At 41.3% G+C, this 13,734-nt stretch carries 24 protein-coding genes; all 24 read left to right on the top strand.

Features of this window, described 5'->3' with window-relative positions; all coding sequences use genetic code 11:
* Positions 1–14: 14 nt before the first annotated feature.
* Positions 15–554: a 50S ribosomal protein L5 gene (gene rplE / locus ACHABW_RS16745; RefSeq protein WP_110937976.1), complete on the top strand. Its 540-nt coding sequence runs from the start codon at positions 15–17 to the stop codon at positions 552–554.
* Positions 555–583: 29 nt separating this feature from the next.
* Entirely contained in the window at positions 584–769 is a 186-nt protein-coding gene (locus ACHABW_RS16740) for a type Z 30S ribosomal protein S14 (RefSeq protein ID WP_110937975.1), read from the top strand.
* Positions 770–796: 27 nt separating this feature from the next.
* Positions 797–1,195, top strand: a complete 399-nt coding sequence (rpsH, locus tag ACHABW_RS16735; protein WP_110937974.1) for a 30S ribosomal protein S8 — start codon at positions 797–799, stop codon at positions 1,193–1,195.
* A 30-nt stretch (positions 1,196–1,225) separates the two neighbouring features.
* Complete coding sequence (rplF, locus tag ACHABW_RS16730; RefSeq protein WP_435756863.1) at positions 1,226–1,762, top strand: 50S ribosomal protein L6; 537 nt, start codon at positions 1,226–1,228, stop codon at positions 1,760–1,762.
* A gap of 33 nt (positions 1,763–1,795) precedes the next feature.
* Positions 1,796–2,158 carry a 50S ribosomal protein L18 gene (rplR, locus tag ACHABW_RS16725; protein ID WP_110937972.1) on the top strand — a complete coding sequence of 121 codons (363 nt, stop codon included), beginning with the start codon at positions 1,796–1,798 and terminating at the stop codon, positions 2,156–2,158.
* Positions 2,159–2,183: 25 nt separating this feature from the next.
* Positions 2,184–2,681: a 30S ribosomal protein S5 gene (gene rpsE / locus ACHABW_RS16720; protein WP_110937971.1), complete on the top strand. Its 498-nt coding sequence runs from the start codon at positions 2,184–2,186 to the stop codon at positions 2,679–2,681.
* Positions 2,682–2,694: 13 nt separating this feature from the next.
* Positions 2,695–2,883, top strand: coding sequence for a 50S ribosomal protein L30 (gene rpmD, locus ACHABW_RS16715; RefSeq protein ID WP_110937970.1), 189 nt, complete (start codon positions 2,695–2,697; stop codon positions 2,881–2,883).
* 30 nt (positions 2,884–2,913) lie between these two features.
* Positions 2,914–3,354, top strand: a complete 441-nt coding sequence (gene rplO, locus ACHABW_RS16710; protein ID WP_435756860.1) for a 50S ribosomal protein L15 — start codon at positions 2,914–2,916, stop codon at positions 3,352–3,354.
* On the top strand, positions 3,354–4,646 hold the full coding sequence (gene secY / locus ACHABW_RS16705; protein ID WP_110937968.1) for a preprotein translocase subunit SecY: 1,293 nt from the start codon (positions 3,354–3,356) through the stop codon (positions 4,644–4,646). The genes rplO and secY overlap by 1 nt, the downstream gene beginning before the upstream one ends.
* 61 nt (positions 4,647–4,707) lie before the next feature.
* Complete coding sequence (locus tag ACHABW_RS16700) at positions 4,708–5,361, top strand: adenylate kinase (protein WP_110937967.1); 654 nt, start codon at positions 4,708–4,710, stop codon at positions 5,359–5,361.
* The gene (gene map, locus ACHABW_RS16695; protein ID WP_435756857.1) at positions 5,358–6,113 is read left to right on the top strand and encodes a type I methionyl aminopeptidase; all 756 of its coding nucleotides are present in this window, start codon (positions 5,358–5,360) and stop codon (positions 6,111–6,113) included. The genes ACHABW_RS16700 and map overlap by 4 nt, the downstream gene beginning before the upstream one ends.
* 13 nt (positions 6,114–6,126) lie before the next feature.
* Positions 6,127–6,429, top strand: coding sequence for a KOW domain-containing RNA-binding protein (locus ACHABW_RS16690; RefSeq protein WP_110937965.1), 303 nt, complete (start codon positions 6,127–6,129; stop codon positions 6,427–6,429).
* 4 nt (positions 6,430–6,433) lie between these two features.
* Positions 6,434–6,652, top strand: a complete 219-nt coding sequence (gene infA / locus ACHABW_RS16685; RefSeq protein WP_003322635.1) for a translation initiation factor IF-1 — start codon at positions 6,434–6,436, stop codon at positions 6,650–6,652.
* 45 nt (positions 6,653–6,697) lie between these two features.
* Positions 6,698–6,811, top strand: a complete 114-nt coding sequence (gene rpmJ / locus ACHABW_RS16680) for a 50S ribosomal protein L36 (RefSeq protein WP_003322638.1) — start codon at positions 6,698–6,700, stop codon at positions 6,809–6,811.
* A 20-nt stretch (positions 6,812–6,831) separates the two neighbouring features.
* Positions 6,832–7,197 (top strand): 30S ribosomal protein S13, encoded by a 366-nt coding sequence (gene rpsM / locus ACHABW_RS16675; RefSeq protein WP_110937964.1) that lies wholly within the window; start codon positions 6,832–6,834, stop codon positions 7,195–7,197.
* 18 nt (positions 7,198–7,215) lie between these two features.
* The gene (gene rpsK / locus ACHABW_RS16670) at positions 7,216–7,608 is read left to right on the top strand and encodes a 30S ribosomal protein S11 (RefSeq protein ID WP_110937963.1); all 393 of its coding nucleotides are present in this window, start codon (positions 7,216–7,218) and stop codon (positions 7,606–7,608) included.
* A 178-nt stretch (positions 7,609–7,786) separates the two neighbouring features.
* Entirely contained in the window at positions 7,787–8,731 is a 945-nt protein-coding gene (locus ACHABW_RS16665; protein ID WP_110937962.1) for a DNA-directed RNA polymerase subunit alpha, read from the top strand.
* 72 nt (positions 8,732–8,803) lie between these two features.
* On the top strand, positions 8,804–9,166 hold the full coding sequence (gene rplQ, locus ACHABW_RS16660; RefSeq protein WP_110937961.1) for a 50S ribosomal protein L17: 363 nt from the start codon (positions 8,804–8,806) through the stop codon (positions 9,164–9,166).
* A gap of 215 nt (positions 9,167–9,381) precedes the next feature.
* The gene (locus tag ACHABW_RS16655) at positions 9,382–10,221 is read left to right on the top strand and encodes an energy-coupling factor transporter ATPase (RefSeq protein ID WP_435756850.1); all 840 of its coding nucleotides are present in this window, start codon (positions 9,382–9,384) and stop codon (positions 10,219–10,221) included.
* Positions 10,197–11,078, top strand: a complete 882-nt coding sequence (locus ACHABW_RS16650) for an energy-coupling factor transporter ATPase (RefSeq protein ID WP_435756848.1) — start codon at positions 10,197–10,199, stop codon at positions 11,076–11,078. The genes ACHABW_RS16655 and ACHABW_RS16650 overlap by 25 nt, the downstream gene beginning before the upstream one ends.
* Positions 11,062–11,874, top strand: coding sequence for an energy-coupling factor transporter transmembrane component T family protein (locus ACHABW_RS16645; RefSeq protein ID WP_435756846.1), 813 nt, complete (start codon positions 11,062–11,064; stop codon positions 11,872–11,874). Before ACHABW_RS16650 ends, ACHABW_RS16645 begins: the two co-directional genes overlap by 17 nt.
* Positions 11,875–11,887: 13 nt before the next feature.
* Positions 11,888–12,661, top strand: a complete 774-nt coding sequence (truA, locus tag ACHABW_RS16640) for a tRNA pseudouridine(38-40) synthase TruA (RefSeq protein WP_435756844.1) — start codon at positions 11,888–11,890, stop codon at positions 12,659–12,661.
* A gap of 169 nt (positions 12,662–12,830) precedes the next feature.
* Positions 12,831–13,268 (top strand): 50S ribosomal protein L13, encoded by a 438-nt coding sequence (rplM, locus tag ACHABW_RS16635; protein WP_110937957.1) that lies wholly within the window; start codon positions 12,831–12,833, stop codon positions 13,266–13,268.
* A 20-nt stretch (positions 13,269–13,288) separates the two neighbouring features.
* On the top strand, positions 13,289–13,681 hold the full coding sequence (gene rpsI / locus ACHABW_RS16630; RefSeq protein WP_110937956.1) for a 30S ribosomal protein S9: 393 nt from the start codon (positions 13,289–13,291) through the stop codon (positions 13,679–13,681).
* Positions 13,682–13,734 lie beyond the last annotated feature (53 nt).

The raw sequence follows: 13,734 nt of genomic DNA, 5'->3' as shown, positions 1-13,734 counted from the left end.
AGGAGGTTAACTCAATGAGTCGATTGAAAGATAGATTTAATCAGGAGATTACTCCTGTATTAACAGAGAAATTCAATTACACTTCTGTAATGGAAGTACCACATATTGAAAAAATTGTTATTAACATGGGTGTTGGAGAGGCTGTTCAAAACTCTAAGGTTTTGGATAAAGCTGTTGAAGAACTCAGATTAATTACTGGTCAAAAGCCTTTAATCACGAAAGCTAAAAAATCTATTGCAGGTTTTAAACTTCGTGAAGGTATGCCGATCGGTGCAAAAGTTACCTTACGTGGAGAGCGTATGTATGATTTCTTGGATAAGCTAATTTCAGTATCCTTACCACGTGTTCGTGACTTCCGCGGTGTTTCTAAAAAAGCATTTGACGGTCGTGGAAATTATACAATGGGAGTTAAAGAACAATTAATTTTCCCTGAAATCAATTATGATAATGTAGACAAAATTCGAGGTATGGATATCGTTGTTGTTACTACAGCGAACACTGACGAAGAAGCACGAGAGCTTCTCACTCAAATGGGCATGCCGTTTCAAAAATAAGATGATTGCCGAAGAAAGGAGTGAAGACCTTGGCGAAAAAATCTATGATCGCAAAACAAAAGCGCACGCAGAAATTTAAGGTTCAAGAATATACAAGATGCGAACGTTGTGGACGCCCTCACAGTGTTATACGCAAGTTCAAGCTTTGCCGTATCTGCTTCCGAGAACTTGCACATAAAGGTCAAATTCCGGGCGTAAGAAAAGCTAGCTGGTAATTCCGTTTAGGGAAGGAGGTAAATACGATGGTAATGACAGATCCTATTGCTGATATGCTGACTCGTATTCGTAATGCGAATACAGTACGTCATACAAGTTTGGAGCTTCCGGCTTCAAAGGTTAAAAAAGAAGTAGCAGATATTTTAAAGCGCGAAGGATTTATTCGCGATTATGAATTCATTGAGGATAGCAAACAAGGTATCCTTCGTATTTTCCTTAAGTACGGTGCAAATAACGAAAAAGTTATCACTGGACTTAAGAGAATTAGTAAACCAGGTTTACGCGTTTACGCAAAATCTGATGAACTACCAAGAGTGCTTGGTGGATTAGGAATCGCGGTTATTTCTTCATCAACTGGAGTAATCACGGATAAAGAAGCTCGTCAACAAAAAGTAGGCGGCGAAGTACTAGCTTATATTTGGTAAGTAGAACGTAAGAGAATGGAGGTGTAAGGCATGTCTCGAATTGGTTTAAAGCCAGTTGAGATTCCTTCTGGAGTAGAAGTGAAAATCGACAATACGACAGTATCGGTAAAAGGACCAAAAGGTGAATTGACTCGTCAAATTCATCACGAAATGATTGTTAAAGTTGAAGACAATCAAGTCGTTGTAGCACGTCCTTCTGACCATAAAGATCACCGTGCTCTACACGGAACTACTCGCAGCGTCATCAACAACATGGTTGAAGGTGTAACAAAAGGCTTTCAAAAGAAGCTTGAGCTTGTGGGTGTAGGTTACAGAGCGCAAATGTCAGGAAATAAACTAGTCCTTAATCTTGGACTTTCTCATCCAGTAGAATTCGTACAAGAAGATGGTTTGGAAATTGAAGTTCCGAAAAACACGGAAGTTATCGTGAAAGGTATCGATAAAGAACGTGTCGGAGCATTGGCTTCAAACATCCGTGCAACAAGAAAACCTGAACCTTACAAAGGTAAAGGTGTTCGCTACGAAGGTGAATATGTACGACGCAAAGAAGGTAAAACAGGGAAGTAATTCCTAATAACGGAAAGAAAGGAATGACGTTCGATGATCACAAAGACTGACAAGAACGCGGTACGTAAGAAACGACACGCACACGTTCGTCGTTCGATCACAGGAACTGCTGAACGTCCTCGCTTGAATGTTTTCCGTTCTAATAAGCACATTTATGCACAATTAATCGATGACGTTTCTGGTGTCACGGTTGCAGGTGCTTCAAGCTTAGATAAAGAACTAAACATAGAAAAAGGCGGGAACAAAGAGGCAGCGCAACAAGTTGGAGAACTTGTAGCTAAGCGTGCCCTTGAAAAGGGTCATGAATCCGTAGTATTTGATCGTGGCGGTTACCTCTACCACGGTCGCGTACAAGAACTTGCAGACGGTGCTCGTAAAGCTGGTCTGAAGTTTTAATCAAGGCTAAAAGGAGGGAAACACTTTGCATATCGATGCATCAAAATTGGAAATTGAAGAAACAGTTGTAACGATTAACCGGGTTGCTAAAGTAGTAAAAGGTGGACGTCGCTTCCGCTTTTCAGCACTAGTTGTCGTTGGTGATAAAAATGGTCACGTTGGTTTTGGAATGGGTAAGGCACTTGAAGTACCTGAAGCTATTCGCAAAGCTATCGAAGACGGTAAGAAAAATATGATTCGCGTACCTGTTCAAGGTACAACTATTCCTCACCAAATTACTGGGAAATTTGGCGCAGGTAGTGTATTTCTAAAACCAGCATCTGAAGGTACTGGAGTTATCGCAGGCGGACCAGTTCGTGCGGTGCTATTATTAGCTGGAGTAGGCGATGTCCTTTCCAAATCACTAGGGTCAAATAACCCAATTAACATGGTACGTGCTACTATCCAAGGACTTGAAAGCCTAAAAAGTCCGGAAGAAGTTGCGAAACTACGCGGCAAATCTGTTGAAGAGTTGCTAGGTTAAGGAGGGATTTGGCATGGCAAAGAAGTTAGAAATTACCCTCGTAAGAAGTCTGATCGGTCGTCCAGAAGATCAGCGTGTGACTGTGAAGACTTTAGGTCTTCGTAAAATGCACCACACGGTAGTTCAAGAGGATAACGAAGCAATGCGCGGAATGGTAAACAAAGTTTCCCATCTCGTTAAAGTAACAGAAGTAGAAGCGTAATTCAGAATTAACAGTTGAGGAGGTGTCAATATGCAACTTCACGAATTAAAGCCTTCAGTAGGCTCTCGTAAAGAACGTAAGCGTAAAGGTCGTGGAATCGGTACTGGTAATGGTAAAACTGCTGGTAAAGGTCACAAAGGTCAAAACGCTCGTTCGGGTGGTGGTGTTCGTCCAGGATTTGAAGGTGGTCAAATGCCTATCTTCCGTCGTTTACCAAAACGTGGATTTAACAACCCTAACCGTACAGAATACGCTATCGTGAACCTTGACACATTAAATCGTTTTGATAATGGTACAGAAGTTACTCCGGCTCTTTTAGTAGAATCGGGTGTAGTGAAAAACGAAAAAAGTGGTATCAAGGTACTTGGAAAAGGAACTCTAGAGTCTAAACTTACAGTTAAAGCTCATAAATTCTCAGGATCAGCGAAGGAAGCGATTGAGGCTGCCGGCGGAACGACTGAGGTGGTTTAATGTTCCAGACGATCTCCAATATTATGCGAGTCGGTGATTTGAGAAATAAAATTCTCTTCACTTTAGCGATGTTAATCGTTTTCCGCATTGGTGCCCACATCCCTGCTCCGGGAGTGGATGCTGACATTTTGGATTTTCAGGGTGAGATGAATGCCTTTGGGTTTTTAAATACCTTTGGCGGTGGAGCGCTTGAAAACTTTTCTATTTTTGCGACAGGTATAATGCCTTACATTACGGCATCCATTATCGTACAATTGCTACGAATGGATGTTGTTCCCAAGTTTGCCGAATGGTCTAAACAAGGGGAAGCAGGTCGTAAAAAGTTGGCACAGGTTACGAGATACGGTACAATCGGGATCGCGCTTATTCAAGCTTTAGGAATGTCTATTGGCTTTAATAACTTGTTTCCAGGTCTCGTACCGGACCCGACAATATCAACTTACTTGATGATTGCTCTTACATTAACTGCCGGTACTGCTTTCTTACTTTGGTTAGGTGAGCAGATTACCGCACATGGTGTAGGTAATGGGATTTCGATTATGATTTTTGGTGGGATTGCTGCTGGGATTCCGAATGGAGTTAATCAAATTTATGTAACTCAATTCGAAGACGCAGGAGATGCCTTGTTTATAAACATCATAACCGTATTGTTACTTCTGTTGGCAACTTTAGCGATCATTGTAGGGGTTATATTTGTTCAACAAGCATTAAGAAAAATACCTGTTCAATACGCCAAGCGATTGGTTGCTGGGAAGCCGCAAGGAGGTCAATCGACCCACTTGCCGTTAAAGGTTAACTCAGCCGGGGTTATTCCAGTTATATTTGCAATGTCACTCTTTATTTTCCCTCCTACTGTGGCTGGATTCTTTGGAGATGATAATGCAATAGCCGGTTGGATTACGACGAATTTTGATTACAGTCAGCCATTTGGTTTGTTAGCCTATGCGATTTTAATCATTGGTTTTACGTACTTCTATACGTTCGTTCAGGTTAACCCTGAACAAATGGCGGATAACTTGAAAAAACAGGGTGGTTACGTTCCTGGCATCCGACCCGGTAAAACGACTCAGGTCTACATTACTCGTATCCTTTATCGTTTGACATTCGTCGGGGCCCTATTCCTAGCGACAGTAGCTACGATACCTGTGTTTTTTACTGAATTAGCAGGTCTTCCTCCAGCAGTACAAATTGGAGGAACCGGGTTATTGATTGTTGTTGGTGTAGCGTTAGATACGATGAAACAAATAGAAAGTCAACTAATTAAACGATCATATAAAGGTTTTATTAAATAAAAGGGATACTTTTCCTTTTGCCTTCGATCGTAGAATTAGAAAGACGATGGAGGAGAAGCAGATGAACTTAATCTTAATGGGACTTCCAGGCGCGGGAAAAGGAACACAGGCAGAAAAAGTTGTCGCTAAATACGGCGTTCCCCACATTTCAACAGGAGATATGTTTCGAGCTGCAATTAAAGATGGCACGGAACTAGGTCTGAGAGCAAAGGCTTTTATGGACGAAGGGAACTTAGTTCCTGATGAGGTCACTGTTGGAATTGTTGAGGAACGATTAAGTAAAGATGATTGCCAAAAAGGTTTTCTGCTGGATGGTTTTCCCCGGACTGTTGCACAAGCATCCGCACTAGAGGAAATTCTGAAAAGTCTAGATCGTCAATTGGATCATGTTTTATATATTAAAGTACCAGAAGAGGATCTTTTCAAACGTCTCACTGGTCGTTGGATTTGTCCAGAATGTGGCGCGACTTACCATGAGATTTATAATCCTCCTAAGGTACAAGGTAAATGTGATAAAGACGGAAGTGACTTGACTCAACGAAAAGATGATAAGCCTGATACAGTTAAAAAGCGAATAGATGTTAATATGGAGCAAACACAGCCCCTTGTTGACTTCTATAGTGAAAAAGGCTACCTTCGTAATATTAACGGGCAAAAAGATATTCAAGATGTTTTTGAGGATATTGATCAACTTCTGAAAGGAAGTCATCAATGATAATCTGTAAGACAGCTCGAGAGCTAGAGATCATGCGGCAGGCTGGTAATATTGTTGCACTCACGCACAGAGAACTTCAGAAACACATCAAGCCCGGTATTACGACGAAGGAATTGGATCACATTGCCGATACATTTATTCGATCGTATGATGCGGTTCCATCTTTTAAAGGCTATAATGGATTTACTGGGAGTATTTGCGCTTCAGTGAATGATCAATTGGTACACGGGATTCCAGGAGATCGGGCTTTGAAAGACGGTGACATTATTAGTATAGATATTGGCGCTGACTTTCAAGGATACCACGGAGACTCCGCATGGACGTATCCAGTGGGAACGATTGATGATAAGACAAGTAAGCTCCTTGAAGTAACAGAAGAATCATTATACAAAGGACTTGCTGAAGCGAAACCTGGTGAAAGACTCTCTAATATTTCTCATGCGATACAAAAGCATGTAGAGGCTCATAACTTTTCTGTAGTGAGAGAGTATGTCGGTCATGGGGTTGGACAAAGTCTGCACGAGGATCCTCAAATTCCTCACTTCGGTCCTCCAGGGAAAGGACCACGCCTGAAAGAAGGTATGGTTTTAGCCATTGAACCAATGGTGAATGCTGGAAAGAGACATGTCCGGACGTTGAGAGACAATTGGACTGTTGTAACGACCGATGGAGAAATGTGTGCCCATTTCGAACACACAATTGCTATTGTTGACACAGGATATGAGATTTTGACAAAAGCCAAAGAAAGTTGAAGGTGGTCATTAAATGAAAGATCCTGACTCGATTCCACAAGTTGGTGAACTTGTGCGGATTCTTAACGGAAGGGACAAAGAGCAATTCGCTTGTATTATTGAAATTCTGGATGAACGTTTTATTCGGATCGCGGACGGGGATAAAAGGAAAGTTGACCGTGCGAAAAGAAAAAACCTCCAGCATGTAGAGCGAATGAACATTGTTGTTCCAGAAGTGAAGAATAGTATTGTAGAAACGGGCCGTGTTACTAATGCTAAATTGCGGTTTGCAATTTCAACATATATTGTTGGTAATTTACTGAAGGAAGGAGAGTAAATTCATGGCCAAAGAAGATGTAATTGAAGTAGAAGGAACGGTCATTGAGCCGCTTCCAAATGCTATGTTCCGCGTAGAGTTAGAAAACGGTCATAAAGTCTTGGCCCATGTTTCCGGAAAGATTCGAATGCACTTTATTCGCATTTTACCTGGAGACAAGGTTACTGTAGAATTATCTCCGTACGACTTAACTCGCGGTCGTATCACATATCGTTATAAATAATCTGGCAAGGTTATAGTCACTCCGTACTATAAGGAGGTAGAAAGCATGAAGGTAAGACCATCAGTGAAACCGATTTGTGAAAAATGCAAAGTTATTCGCCGAAAAGGTACCGTCATGGTAATTTGCGAAAATCCTAAACACAAACAGAAGCAAGGATAACAACCCAGGAGGTGTAAAGTATGGCACGTATTGCTGGTGTCGACATTCCTCGTGATAAGCGAGTTGTCGTATCTCTCACGTACGTTTTCGGAATTGGTAAGTCTAGATCTATCAAAATTCTGGAACAAGCTGGTGTCTCTGAAGACACACGCGTTCGTGATTTAACAGAAGATGAATTAGGTAAAATCCGTGAAGTAGTAGACGGAGTAAAAGTTGAAGGGGATCTTCGCAGAGAAGTATCTCTTAATATCAAGCGTCTCATTGAAATTGGTTCATATCGTGGTATTCGCCACCGTAGAGGACTACCTGTTCGTGGACAAAAGACGAAGAACAATGCAAGAACACGTAAAGGTCCTCGTCGAACTGTTGCGAACAAGAAAAAGTAAAGGAGGTCATGTTAGATTATGGCTAAACCAAAAACGACTCGTTCAAAGCGTCGTCAACGTAAAAATATAGAGTCCGGAATTGCGCACATTCGTTCAACGTTTAATAATACAATCGTCACAATCACTGACCCACAAGGAAATGCAATATCTTGGGCAAGTGCTGGTGCACTTGGCTTCAAAGGTTCTCGTAAATCGACTCCATTCGCTGCACAAACAGCTGCAGAAACAGCTGCTAAAGCTGCAATGGATCATGGAATGAAATCTGTAGAAGTCTCCGTTAAAGGTCCTGGAGCTGGACGTGAAGCAGCAATTCGTTCGCTTCAAGCTACTGGCTTAGAAGTGAACATGATTAGAGACGTCACCCCGGTTCCACATAACGGTTGCCGACCACCAAAACGTCGTAGAGTATAGTACATCAGAGGTATGAATATTCATGCCTATGTCAATAATGGTGTAAGAACCTAGGTCCATAAAATGGACACGAAAAGGAACTATAGTTTCGTGACAGGTCAAGGTGTGCCCAATGAGGGATTCCGGTTGTGCCTAATTCACAACCGGGGTTTCGACGTTTTGAAGGAGGGTTTGTTTAATGATTGAAATAGAAAAACCGAAAATTGAAGCTGTCGAAATGAGTGAAGACGTAACCTACGGTAAATTTGTCGTAGAACCTCTAGAACGAGGTTATGGAACAACGCTGGGGAACTCCCTTCGCCGAATCCTGCTTTCGTCATTACCCGGATCTGCAGTGACAAGCGTTCAGTTTAATGGAGTGCTTCACGAGTTTTCAACCATTGAAGGTGTCGTAGAAGATGTTACATCCATCATTCTCAGCTTGAAGAAACTCGCACTAAAGATTTATTCAGATGATGAAAAAACACTAGAAATTGATGCTTCGGGAGAAGGAATTGTTACTGCAGCAGATTTGATGCATGACAGCGATGTAGAGGTTCTAAACCCTGACCTGCACATTGCCACTCTTTCTAAAGGAGCACAGTTCCAGATGAAAGTGACGGCAAGTCGTGGAAGAGGATATGTTCCTGCAGAAGGAAACAACTCTGACGATTTACCAATCGGGGTTATCCCAGTGGATTCTATCTTCACACCTGTTTCACGTGTGAATTTCCAAGTTGAAAATACTCGAGTTGGTCAAATTACTAACTTCGATAAATTAACTTTGGACGTGTGGACAGATGGAAGTATTCGTCCGGAAGAAGCTGTGTCACTTGGTGCAAAAATCATGAATGAACATTTAAATATCTTCGTAGGTTTAACCGATCAAGCACAACATGCAGAGATCATGGTTGAAAAGGAAGAGGACCAGAAAGAAAAGGTTCTTGAAATGACCATCGAAGAATTAGACTTATCTGTTCGCTCATACAACTGTCTTAAGCGAGCAGGAATTAACACCGTACAAGAATTAACACAAAAATCAGAGGAAGACATGATGAAAGTTCGTAACCTTGGACGCAAGAGTTTAGAAGAGGTGCAAGAGAAACTTGCAGAGCTTAGTCTTGGTCTTCGAGACGAAGAATAAATCTACCCATGCCAGTTTGAGTGATCAAACTGTTCCTGTAGATGTATATTCACCTGAGAAGGAGGGACTAACATGGCATACAGAAAATTAGGTCGTAATAGTAGTGCCCGTAAAGCACTATTCCGTGACTTAGCTACTGACTTAATCATTAACGAAAGAATTGAAACTACTGAGCCTAAAGCGAAAGAGCTTCGTTCAATCGTTGAGAAAATGATCACATTTGGTAAGCGTGGTGACTTGCATGCTCGTCGTCAAGTTGCAGCATTTATCCGTAATGAGATTGCTGATGAAGAAACTGGACAGTACGCAGTCCAAAAACTTTTTGATGATGTAGCAAAACGATATGAAGACCGTCAAGGCGGTTATACTCGAGTTATGAAGCTTGGACCTCGCCGTGGAGACGGTGCAGAGATGGCTATTATTGAGCTTGTTTAACTCGTGATGCATTGATTCTTCAAAGGGCGAGACACCACGTCTGGCAACAGATGTCGGTCTTGGCCCTTTTTTAGTATTTACGTTGAGTGAGATTAGATACAAATAATAATCATATTTTTTGAGTAGCACCTACGTTTTTTAGTAGGTGCTACTGTTGAAATTAGAGATACTTTTTCAATGCTAATACACTTACTTTCTTTAGAAGGAGTACTTTAATGCCTAATGAAATTAGTGTTCGTAATTTGAGTTTCAGATATCAGGATAGTTTACCGTATGTGTTAAAGCATATCTCCTTAAATGTCAAAAAAGGCGAGTGGCTTACCATTCTCGGTCCAAATGGTTCTGGTAAATCCACCTTAGCGAAGTTTTTTAATGCCCTATTGATACCTCTGACAGGGGAAGTAGTTTCATGTGGTAAGAATACTGTTGACTCAGCAGAATGGTCTTCCATTCGAAGAGATGTAGCGATGGTTTTTCAAAATCCAGATAATCAGCTTGTGGCACCGACTGTTGAGGGCGATGTGGCGTTTGGGCTAGAAAGTGCGGGAATACCATATTACGAAATGCATCAACGCGTAAAGGATAGTATACAGCGATTAGGACTCGAAGGATTTGAGAAAACTGAGCCACATAACTTATCAGGTGGACAGAAGCAACGTGTGGCTTTAGCTGGTGCACTGGCGCTTAAGCCGAGGGTAATTGTATTAGATGAAGCAACATCGATGCTGGACCCCCAGGGCAGAAATGAAGTACTTTCTATGGTTCGGAAATTGAATGAAGAGGACGACGTAACCATCATTTCAATTACACATGATGTGAATGAGGCGATCGCTTCTGACCGCATCATTGTGCTAAATGACGGGAGTATTGTCTATGAAGGAATACCAAGGGAATTATTTGCAAACGGAGAAGTTTTGACGGCAAATAATCTTTCATCTCCGTTTATAGTTGATGTTGCTAAGGAACTTCGAAAACGTCAAATATTGATAGATGAGAAAGTGTTAACTCATGAAGAGTTGGTGAATGCTATATGCAGTTACAAACGAATAATCTAAGTTACACGTATATGAAGGATACACCCTTTGAGAGAGAAGCATTAAGTGATCTTAATATAACACTTGATTCAGGACAATTTACCTCTATTATTGGTCATACAGGTTCAGGTAAGTCCACCTTCATTCAACACATGAATGGTCTCATTAAACCATCAAAAGGTGAAATTAAGGTAGGCGATTGGACCATTAGCTCCGATACAAAACAAAAGCACCTCTTTGATTTACGTCGGCAAGTGGGGATGGTATTTCAATTCCCAGAGCATCAATTGTTCCATGAGACGGTATTACAGGATGTTGCATACGGTCCAATAAATTTCGGTCTGTCAAAAGTAGAAGCTGAAAGAAAAGCGACTGAGTACTTGGAATTGGTCGGTATTGGAGCTGACTTATTTACTCGTTCCCCTTTTGAATTAAGTGGCGGGCAAATGAGAAGAGTAGCAATTGCCGGTGTTTTAGCAATTGAACCTCTTTTACTCGTTTTAGACGAACCAACAGTTGGGTTGGATCCTCAAGGTCAACAGGCAATGATGACATTGTTTTCTGAATGGTATAAGGCAAAAGAAAAAAGATCGATCGTTTTAGTGACTCATCAGATGGAGGATGCTGCACAGTTTTCTGACCAGGTCATTGTGATGAGTTCGGGTAAAGTTCTGGAAATTGGGACGCCTGAAAAGATCTTTTCTCAAGTCGAGAAACTTAAGAAAAATGGCCTATCGGTACCAGAGTCTGTAAAGCTTCTCTCAGCGATTCAGTCCCAGTCAGGAATCGAACTGGAAACAGGGAAGTTTACGAAAGAGGCAACGGTAGAAAGTATCCTTTCGTTTTTAAATATGAAGGGTAGTGATCACGATTTTTGATAATGTGATTATAGGACAGTATGTCCCTCGAGAATCCTTTGTACACCGGATGGACCCTCGGGCGAAAATTATCGCGATATTTATCTTTATGGTTTTTCTTTTTATCAGTCGTCACCCGATTGTTTTAACGTTGGCAGCTGTTCTTACAGGAGTAACGTTTTTATTGGCTAATATACCTTTTCGTTATTACATAAAAGGAATGCGTTTTATTGCTATTATTATACTATTAACATTTTTATTGCATTTATTTATGACCAGTGACGGAAAAGTACTTCTGGATCTCCCTTGGATTACTGTTTATTCAGGTGGCGTAACCGAGGGAAGTTTAATAGCCTTGCGATTATTTTTGTTAGTGCTGATGGCTTCTCTTCTAACATTATCAACGATGCCTATGGACTTAACGGATGGATTAGAACGATTAATGAAGCCGTTAGGAGCAATGGGAATTCCGACGCATGAATTAGCTTTAATGATGTCTATTGCATTGAGGTTCATTCCTACATTGTTGGAAGAAACGTCTAAAATCATAAATGCACAAATGGCACGAGGCGCCAACTTCTCAAAGGGTTCGCTGTGGACACGATTAAAAGCACTTATTCCAATTTTGGTGCCACTTTTTATACAGTCATTTAAGCGTGCGGAAGATTTAGCAACAGCGATGGAGGCTCGTGGTTATAATGGCAGTAAAGGACGGACTAAATTTCGGCGGTTACAATGGAAGCGTAAGGATACTATTGCAATAGGTGTATTGCTGAGTTTTGCTTTAATAACGGTTATTTTTAGGGTCTACACATAAGGAGTGACGCTTCATGCAGAGAGTACTTGCGATCTTATCGTATGACGGGACAAATTTCCATGGATATCAACGGCAGCCGGTATCACGTTCTGTGCAGGGAGAAATAGAAAAGGCATTACGCATCATTCATAAAGCAGAATTCTGGCCTTCTACTTCTTCAGGAAGAACGGATGCAGGAGTCCATGGGCTGAATCAACCAGTTCACTTCGATACGCCCCTATCAATACCTGAGGATCGCTGGGCAGTGGCCCTGAATAGTATCCTTCCAAATGATATGCATGTCCAGTCTTGTCAGTATGTCCCTTCCACCTTTCATGCACGTTATGATGCGGTTGGGAAAGAATACGTTTATCGCATGAGTACAGCTGTGCAACCGGACGTTTTTAAACGCAACTACGTCTACCATTTACCGAAAAATTTAGATCTTACTGCTATGAGTGAAGCCGCAGAGTATTTATTAGGTACACATAATTTCACGAGCCTGTCGTCTCCTAAAACCGATGTGGTAGATAAAGTACGTACAATCTTTCGAGTTAACATTACGAGATATGAGAATGAGTGGACGTTCCGGTTTATAGGCAGTGGTTTTTTATATCAAATGGTGCGTATTTTAATGGGAACAATTATACAGGCTGGGATTGGAGACATTAATTCTTCAGATATCTCTCGAATCATCGTGGGCATGGACAGAACGTTAGCCGGTCCAACAGCTCCTGGCTGTGGATTATATTTGGCGCAAGTTTTTTATGAAAGAGATCATTTGGAAAAATATTTAGCTGAATTATAAAAAGTATTGAATGACAACGAATCCTGGTGTAACATTTTGTTGACATCAGCTTTCAGATGTTATATGATGATCTATGGTATTCTTATGCCCACTAGCCCCGGGTACGGAATCGAACGTTGAAATGTTGGAAAGTTTTTGAGATAGTTATAGTTAATTAGGAGGGAAACACATGCGCACAACATATATGGCAAAGCCAAGCGAAGTTGAACGTAAATGGCATGTGGTTGACGCTGAAGACAAGACACTAGGTCGTTTATCGACTGAAGTAGCTAGCCTTCTTCGCGGAAAGCACAAGCCAATGTTCACACCGCATATTGATACAGGAGATCACGTAATCATTATTAATGCGGAAAAGATTCATTTAACAGGAAACAAATTACAGGACAAAATGTACTACCGTCACAGCCAATATCCTGGTTCATTGAAGTCAATGAGTGCAGGAGAAATGCGTGACCGTAAACCAGTTAAACTTCTTGAACTTTCTATTAAAGGAATGCTTCCTAAAGGATCTTTAGGTCGTCAAATGTATAAGAAGCTTAACGTGTACACTGGTACTGAGCATCCACATGCTGCTCAAAAGCCTGAAGTTTTTGAATTAAAAGGTTAATATAGAAGGAGGGAATTTTCTTGGCACAAGTTGAATATTATGGAACAGGTCGTCGTAAGAACTCTGTCGCACGTGTACGTCTCGTTCCTGGAGACGGTAAAATCGTGATCAACAATAGAAACATCGACGAGTACTTTGACCTTGAAACATTAAAAGTTATCGTTAAACAACCACTTAATGAAACACAAACAGAGGGTACGTACGATATTCTTGTTAAAGTTGAAGGTGGAGGTTACACTGGTCAAGCTGGAGCAATCCGTCACGGAGTTGCTCGTGCACTTCTTATTGCAGATCCAGAATACCGCGGATCACTTAAAAAAGCTGGTTTCTTAACTCGTGACTCTCGTATGAAAGAGCGTAAGAAATACGGACTTAAAGGTGCACGTCGTGCTCCTCAGTTCTCAAAGCGTTAATATCCCTTTTATATCAAGGGTTCGGTCCTCTTTGCTCATTGCGAGCAAGGAGG

This window comes from Salipaludibacillus sp. CF4.18 (genome assembly GCF_051262595.1).
Classification (GTDB): Bacteria; Bacillota; Bacilli; order Bacillales; family Salisediminibacteriaceae; genus Salipaludibacillus; species Salipaludibacillus neizhouensis.
The sequence above is the reverse complement of the archived record's forward strand: the minus strand, read 5'-3'. Positions and strand labels throughout refer to the sequence as shown.

Bases quoted from the DNA above. Each gene is read 5' to 3' on its own strand.
- rplO (WP_435756860.1), top strand. From the start codon at position 2,914: ATGCAACTTCACGAATTAAAGCCTTCAGTAGGCTCTCGTAAAGAACGT.
- rpsK (WP_110937963.1), top strand. From the start codon at position 7,216: ATGGCTAAACCAAAAACGACTCGTTCAAAGCGTCGTCAACGTAAAAAT.
- rplE (WP_110937976.1), top strand. From the start codon at position 15: ATGAGTCGATTGAAAGATAGATTTAATCAGGAGATTACTCCTGTATTA.
- rplR (WP_110937972.1), top strand. From the start codon at position 1,796: ATGATCACAAAGACTGACAAGAACGCGGTACGTAAGAAACGACACGCA.
- truA (WP_435756844.1), top strand. From the start codon at position 11,888: ATGCAGAGAGTACTTGCGATCTTATCGTATGACGGGACAAATTTCCAT.
- ACHABW_RS16700 (WP_110937967.1), top strand. From the start codon at position 4,708: ATGAACTTAATCTTAATGGGACTTCCAGGCGCGGGAAAAGGAACACAG.
- secY (WP_110937968.1), top strand. From the start codon at position 3,354: ATGTTCCAGACGATCTCCAATATTATGCGAGTCGGTGATTTGAGAAAT.
- rplM (WP_110937957.1), top strand. From the start codon at position 12,831: ATGCGCACAACATATATGGCAAAGCCAAGCGAAGTTGAACGTAAATGG.
- rpsH (WP_110937974.1), top strand. From the start codon at position 797: ATGGTAATGACAGATCCTATTGCTGATATGCTGACTCGTATTCGTAAT.
- rpmD (WP_110937970.1), top strand. From the start codon at position 2,695: ATGGCAAAGAAGTTAGAAATTACCCTCGTAAGAAGTCTGATCGGTCGT.
- rplF (WP_435756863.1), top strand. From the start codon at position 1,226: ATGTCTCGAATTGGTTTAAAGCCAGTTGAGATTCCTTCTGGAGTAGAA.
- infA (WP_003322635.1), top strand. From the start codon at position 6,434: ATGGCCAAAGAAGATGTAATTGAAGTAGAAGGAACGGTCATTGAGCCG.
- ACHABW_RS16690 (WP_110937965.1), top strand. From the start codon at position 6,127: ATGAAAGATCCTGACTCGATTCCACAAGTTGGTGAACTTGTGCGGATT.
- rplQ (WP_110937961.1), top strand. From the start codon at position 8,804: ATGGCATACAGAAAATTAGGTCGTAATAGTAGTGCCCGTAAAGCACTA.
- rpsM (WP_110937964.1), top strand. From the start codon at position 6,832: ATGGCACGTATTGCTGGTGTCGACATTCCTCGTGATAAGCGAGTTGTC.
- map (WP_435756857.1), top strand. From the start codon at position 5,358: ATGATAATCTGTAAGACAGCTCGAGAGCTAGAGATCATGCGGCAGGCT.
- rpmJ (WP_003322638.1), top strand. From the start codon at position 6,698: ATGAAGGTAAGACCATCAGTGAAACCGATTTGTGAAAAATGCAAAGTT.
- ACHABW_RS16665 (WP_110937962.1), top strand. From the start codon at position 7,787: ATGATTGAAATAGAAAAACCGAAAATTGAAGCTGTCGAAATGAGTGAA.
- ACHABW_RS16650 (WP_435756848.1), top strand. From the start codon at position 10,197: ATGCAGTTACAAACGAATAATCTAAGTTACACGTATATGAAGGATACA.
- ACHABW_RS16655 (WP_435756850.1), top strand. From the start codon at position 9,382: ATGCCTAATGAAATTAGTGTTCGTAATTTGAGTTTCAGATATCAGGAT.